This window comes from Novosphingobium sp. 17-62-19 (assembly GCF_002256775.1).
GTDB lineage: Bacteria > Pseudomonadota > Alphaproteobacteria > Sphingomonadales > Sphingomonadaceae > Novosphingobium.
The window spans coordinates 1-5,243 of record NZ_NCII01000139.1; the positions used below are offsets into that span (position 1 = coordinate 1).

The 5,243-nt window shown below is 61.9% G+C and carries 8 protein-coding genes; 4 read left to right on the top strand and 4 right to left on the bottom strand.

Translation table 11 applies throughout. The features are described from left to right. Positions 1–384: MbcA/ParS/Xre antitoxin family protein (locus B7X90_RS17925; RefSeq protein ID WP_292626868.1), on the top strand; the 384-nt coding region annotated here is incomplete at its 5' end. Then, positions 381–1,115 carry an RES family NAD+ phosphorylase gene (locus B7X90_RS17930; RefSeq protein ID WP_292626870.1) on the top strand — a complete coding sequence of 245 codons (735 nt, stop codon included), beginning with the start codon at positions 381–383 and terminating at the stop codon, positions 1,113–1,115. The genes B7X90_RS17925 and B7X90_RS17930, both read left to right, overlap by 4 nt. A 31-nt stretch (positions 1,116–1,146) precedes the next feature. Here B7X90_RS17930 and B7X90_RS17935 read toward each other — a convergent pair whose 3' ends face one another. From B7X90_RS17935 to B7X90_RS17950, 4 genes are read right to left on the bottom strand one after another with little or no spacing between them, the layout of a single operon-like run. Continuing rightward, positions 1,147–1,608, bottom strand: a complete 462-nt coding sequence (locus B7X90_RS17935; RefSeq protein WP_292626873.1) for a DUF6527 family protein — start codon at positions 1,606–1,608, stop codon at positions 1,147–1,149. Beyond that, positions 1,605–2,564 carry a ThiF family adenylyltransferase gene (locus B7X90_RS17940; protein WP_366409892.1) on the bottom strand — a complete coding sequence of 320 codons (960 nt, stop codon included), beginning with the start codon at positions 2,562–2,564 and terminating at the stop codon, positions 1,605–1,607. The genes B7X90_RS17935 and B7X90_RS17940 overlap by 4 nt, the downstream gene beginning before the upstream one ends. Beyond that, positions 2,492–3,310 (bottom strand): DNA-binding domain-containing protein, encoded by an 819-nt coding sequence (locus B7X90_RS17945; protein WP_292626874.1) that lies wholly within the window; start codon positions 3,308–3,310, stop codon positions 2,492–2,494. Before B7X90_RS17945 ends, B7X90_RS17940 begins: the two co-directional genes overlap by 73 nt. After that, positions 3,307–3,561, bottom strand: coding sequence for a hypothetical protein (locus tag B7X90_RS17950; protein ID WP_292626877.1), 255 nt, complete (start codon positions 3,559–3,561; stop codon positions 3,307–3,309). Before B7X90_RS17950 ends, B7X90_RS17945 begins: the two co-directional genes overlap by 4 nt. A 218-nt stretch (positions 3,562–3,779) precedes the next feature. Between B7X90_RS17950 and B7X90_RS17955 the strand changes: the two genes are divergently transcribed. Together B7X90_RS17955 and B7X90_RS17960 are read left to right on the top strand one after the other, a co-directional pair. Continuing rightward, on the top strand, positions 3,780–3,947 hold the full coding sequence (locus tag B7X90_RS17955; RefSeq protein ID WP_292626879.1) for a sigma factor-like helix-turn-helix DNA-binding protein: 168 nt from the start codon (positions 3,780–3,782) through the stop codon (positions 3,945–3,947). Between the two features lie 155 nt (positions 3,948–4,102). Beyond that, a complete protein-coding gene (locus B7X90_RS17960) occupies positions 4,103–5,014 on the top strand; it encodes a HEPN domain-containing protein (protein WP_292626881.1) in 912 nt (303 codons plus the stop codon). The last annotated feature ends 229 nt before the right edge of the window (positions 5,015–5,243 follow it).

Sequence of the window (5,243 nt, forward strand, 5' to 3'; positions counted from 1 at the left end):
GTTACCGCCTTCCGGCCCGATCCGATTACCCAGGACGAGGCAGCTGCCATGTTCCGGGCAGTCCTCAATCTGTTCGGCAAATGGGAACTGACCGACGAGCAGGCGGCAACCCTGCTCGACATGCCGGTTCGATCCTATCGGCGCTGGAAGGCGGAAGGCCCCGGGCGCGTTTCGCGTGATGGGCGCGCGCGTCTCTCCAACCTCATGGGGATCCACAAGGCGCTCCGAATCATCTTCTCGGAGGCGACCCGCGGGTATGCCTGGATTTGGGCGGCCAATGATGCCTTTGGCGGATCCAGCGCCCTCGATATGATGCTCGGAGGTGAACTCACTGACATCATGCGGGTGCGTCGCTACCTCGACGCTGAGCGCGGTGGCTGGTGAGCGAAGCAGCAGAAATCCCCGTTTCTCGAGTTGAGTGGAAGGGCGCTGTCAGGATCATCCGCAGCGCCTTTCCGCCGATCGACCTGTTCGAGGACATCGCCGATCCCGCGGACTGGCCGCTGCTGATTTCGGCCGAGCAGAAGACCAATCCTCGCATCATGGCGACGATTGGCAATCTCGACCTCGTTCCGGTTGACCGCCGCGTCGGCGGCAACGGCGCCTCCTATCTCATGGCGCCATTCACCCACGTTAGCACCGATCGACCGAGCCGCTTTACCGATGGCAGCTACGGCGTGCTCTACGTTGGGGACCGGTTTGAGACCGCGCTGTTCGAGACGATCCACCACCACGCCAGCTTCATGGCACGAACCCGGGAAGCGCCAGGATGGACCGCGCAGTTCCGCGAAATCATCATGTCGGTCGATGTAGACTTACATGATCTCCGAACTCTGGCGGGGAAGCCGGATTCGGCGCTCGATCCTGACAGCTACGCTGCATCTCAAGCGCTCGCACGGCACCTAAGGGGCGCGGGATCGAACGGGATTGCTTACCCGAGCATCCGGCACCCCGGCGGGGAATGCGTCGCGCTATTCTACCCGGACTGCGCATCAAATCCGCTTCAGGGGCGGCACCTCGACTATCACTGGGATGGCGCGCGGGTTGATCTGGTTCGTGATGCGGGATCGGGCGCTGTCTTCCGGATTGTCGATTTGCCGCCCGATCCCGCCTGACCGAACGAGCTGGGTCTCGCGCCTGCGCTGGCTAGGTTGCCTTCCACCAGCTGAGCATGCGTTGCCACCAACTGGCTGGCGGTCGAGGTGCGGACAGGGTCGAAGCGGGCGTCTCCTGGCTGGGCTGAGCAACATCCGAGGGATCCGCCTGCCTGAAGTAGCGAGCCTTCGCTCTTCGGTCTCGTTGCCGCTCGGCAGCGACTTGTGCTTCCGGCCAGGGCGGCGCAGCGATCACCTTGCCGCGGCGGATCACATAGTGCGAACGGCACGGCAGCGTCCAGTTCCCTACCGAAGGGTGCAGACTGATCGCCTCTCCGTCGTAGGTGATGTTCCAGTCTGTTGGGGTAAGTGGCGTCACTACTTCCTCTCCGCAGCCACAGCAGCAGCTGTGCGCGACGCTGCCGTATTCCATCGATACGTAAAGAATCCCGGGGACGAGCGGCTCAGGAAAGCTCTCCACGAAGCGATGTTCGAGTTCGGTATACCGGATCATGACTGGTCCTCGTTGAGCAGCATGTTGCCGTCGAGTGTGTAGGTCGAATGATGTTCGCGCTCGAGGTCGCAGTAGAATCCGCACAGCTTCTTCCACTTGATTACCGCCAGGACAGCGTTGAGCGCATTGAGGTCGGCTACCTGGATATTCGAGGCGTAGATATCCCCGGCCCCGCCGCCGGCCAAGGGAATGCGATTGTGCTGGCTGGCCTTGGTCATGCTCTCCAGAGTGCTGGTCGTAACCCTCAAGATGCCACTAAGGCCCTGTTCGCCGAGTTCTAGACCCATGCCTATATCGACAAAGCCGACTCGGCGTGCGTGAAGCCATTCTACGAGGGCGGCTTTCGCTTCACCTGCGTCAAGGCTTAGGAACGCGAAGTGGATGCCTTCGAGCAGATCAATGGTCTCGGCTGCAATCGCCTTCGGCACCGCGGTTATGCCGCGATGCATGCGCGAGTAGATCGCCGCAAAATAGTCGACTTTCAGCGGTGCGTCGCGCAGGTCGTCAAGGCTCGGCGCCCCAGGGGCACGAAAGGCATTGTGCTGAAGGAACTCGTCAGGATCGAAGAGGCGGATTTCCGCTACCGGCGTTTTAGCCAGCATGTCGAGAATATAGCTTCCCGACCCGCCGAGGCCGATGATCGCGATGCGGTGCCCCGCGAGCTTGGCGGTGAGCGCGCCGATCCCGACCCTGTCCGACGCCGTCTCGACGTAGTGAAAAACGCTCTCAGCGTCCTCCTCATCGTCGATCACGCGGTGGGGGCGCGGCGAGAGCGTGGTGTCGATTACCGCGGCAGGTCCCGAGATGATCGAAGCATAGGTCGACATCTTGTGGTGGTAGTCACGATATCGGTTGAGCGCATCCTCGCCTCCATCGGCAACAGCTACGTCAACATCATGTCGCAGAAGTTGGTCGAAAGCATGTTCGGCGACACGCTGCGGCAGCTTGAAGCGCAGGCCAGCGGAGCGGACAAGGTGGACGCGGCGGGCACGCTTGGCAGCGTCAGCCCCAGCGCCTTGGCGCGCTTTTTCACCGTGTGGTAACTCGCTGCCATCGGCGGCGCGCTCAACCGCAGCCAGTCAGACTTGAACAACTGCCACAATTCATCGGGAATATCGGCTGCTTTACCGCCACCCTTCCGGCGTGGTGCCAGCGCAGGCAGCCAGTCCTTGCGTTCAACGCCGCTCACCGCCTTGTTCCAGTTCCACAGCGTGGCCTGGCTGACGGAATGCTTGGCTGCCACTTCGCGCACGGCGATGTTCTTCGCCACTTTCATCTGCCCGTGCAGCAGGTGGACTTCTGCCACGGCATCAAGCCGCTTCTGCGCTTCAACCCGCACCTTGTCGGGCTGCTGGCCAAACCAGTCCCACAGCGCTTCGGCTTCGGACATCGCAGCAGCGTCTTCGGCAGTCTCCGCGCTGATCCCACGGCGGACAAGCTCCTGCCGCGCCGCAATCGGCAGCACCTGCAGGTGGAATTCCAGCCCGCCACCACGCCGCCCGGCGCGCGGACGTGCCAGCAGTGTACCGTCAATGGCGCGACGCTCGCCCCAACGCTCGTCCACCGCGCGCCGCTGCACGGAACGTGTCTCGGCAGGCAGGCCGGGCAGACGCAGGTCGGCAAGATCGGCAGCCGAAAACCATTCTTTCGGGGCGGATTGCGCCGAAAACTGCTCTGGATAGATGACTTGTGCCGCGCTCACCGCAAATTCCCCCGCCCGATCATGGGTGCCGATTGTTCCAGCTCACGTATTTCCGTCGCAATCGCGCGCGCCTGCTGCCGCAAATGGCCAATGCGGGCTGTTTTCACTTCTTCACCGATCAGCACGGAAGCGCCGATCTCGCGCATCAGCGGGTTCATCAGATCGACGCGGGCAGTCACCGCCAGCAGGCCGAAGAACCGGCTCATCGGCACTTTGTGGTCCAGGCGCGCCGGGCTGGAATAGCCGTGCATGACAACCCGGCTGCGCCGGGTCCTTCGCTTTGCTTCGGCCCTGCGGGTGCAATGCACGTCTGAAAGGCGTGCCTTTAGGCCTCGTGCCGCCGACGTTGCCATCCGGGCGATTGATTTGTGCCGGCTGGAGATGTGATATGTACCTCCCGCAACTTGCTAACCTACTCGACAGGCTTCAACCCGTCCGGCGCTGGAGGAAACATCGGCGCCTTGCCCGGATGCGCAAGGCCGTGCTTGCACTCTCGCCATTGCACCAGAGTGTATTCCGCATGATCCGCTTCGAAAGGTTGTCGGTCGAAGAAGCCGCTAGGCAGCTGGACCTCGACCCGCAACGCGTCGAAGAGCTGCTGACAGCAGTGATCATCGCGTTGGTCGTGGATACATAGCCATGATGGACATCGGGCTCCCTCGGATGCCGACAAAAAGCTTGAGCGCTGTCCCTCTTGCGCCATCAAGCATGGTGCTGGCTCATGCATCGCCGATTGCTCTTGTTCGCACTTTATCCTTGGCAGGAACGAAAAAACCGTCGAATCTGCATCCCATGAATTGCAGCCTTGATCACCTGCCCGAAGGCAAACAGCGCGAATTGGCGCACGTGGTCGAGACTGTGCGCGCAGGCTTTGCCGAAGCGATTGCTTCTCGCACGCAGCCGCGCTTTCGCGCAGGCAAGCTGCTCAAGATCGTGCTTTTCGGCTCCTATGCCCGGGGCGACTGGATCGAGGATCCGGTGGGCCGGTATTTCTCGGACTACGACCTGCTGGTCGTGGTGAATCACGACGATCTGACCGACATTGCCGAGTTCTGGGAAGCGACCGAGAACCGGCTGCTGGCAGACCTTTCGGCAGGCACGGTGCTGCGCACGCCGGTCAGTCTGATCTACCACAGCCTTGCCGATGTGAACGACAAGCTGCGGCTTGGCCGGTACTTCTTCATGGACATCCTCAAGGATGGCATTGTCCTGTTCGAGGAACCCGGCTTCCCCTTTGTCGAGCCTATGCCACTGACACGCGAACAGGCCCTCAAGGAGACGCAGGACTATTTTAACGATTGGTTTGAGAGCGCCTCGGACTTTCTTGACAGTGCCAATGACGCTGTCCGTCGAGGCAAGTCGAAGCTTGCCGCATTCCTTTTTCATCAGGCGGTAGAGAGGCTCTACCACTGCCTTTTCCTCACAAGGACGCTCTGGTCTCCGAAGTCACATAACCTCAACCGCCTGCGTGACATGGCCGAGGAACTCGAGCCCACGCTGACAGACGTCTGGCCGCGCGCAGGGCGCTTCGAGAAGTGGTGCTATGCCCTGCTGCGCGACGCTTACGTCAAGGCACGCTATTCGCCTTCGTACCGCATCTCGGCTGACGAACTCGCCTGGATTGCCGAGCGGGTCAAAGTGCTCCAGGACAAGGTGAAGAGCGCCTGCGATGCGCGCATCGAGGATCTAGCCAGGGCCGCCTGACGGGACAGGTGTTGGTCATGGGGCAGGGGCATCGAACGCTCGACCCGCGTCCAAAGAACATCCCCTTCCGAGACTGAAACCACGCCCCTGTCCGAAGCCGCTGCCGATGCGCAACCCACGCCGGTGCGGACGTAAGCGCCGACGGAAGGTGGCGTTGACGCGGCCTGTCAGGCTTTGCGGCGTGTCCGCGGCGCCCATTTTTTCGCGAGCGCTTCCAGCCTTGCCTCGA

Bases quoted from the DNA above. Each gene is read 5' to 3' on its own strand.
- B7X90_RS17935 (WP_292626873.1), bottom strand. From the start codon at position 1,608: ATGATCCGGTATACCGAACTCGAACATCGCTTCGTGGAGAGCTTTCCT.
- B7X90_RS17950 (WP_292626877.1), bottom strand. From the start codon at position 3,561: ATGCACGGCTATTCCAGCCCGGCGCGCCTGGACCACAAAGTGCCGATG.
- B7X90_RS17955 (WP_292626879.1), top strand. From the start codon at position 3,780: ATGCGCAAGGCCGTGCTTGCACTCTCGCCATTGCACCAGAGTGTATTC.
- B7X90_RS17960 (WP_292626881.1), top strand. From the start codon at position 4,103: ATGAATTGCAGCCTTGATCACCTGCCCGAAGGCAAACAGCGCGAATTG.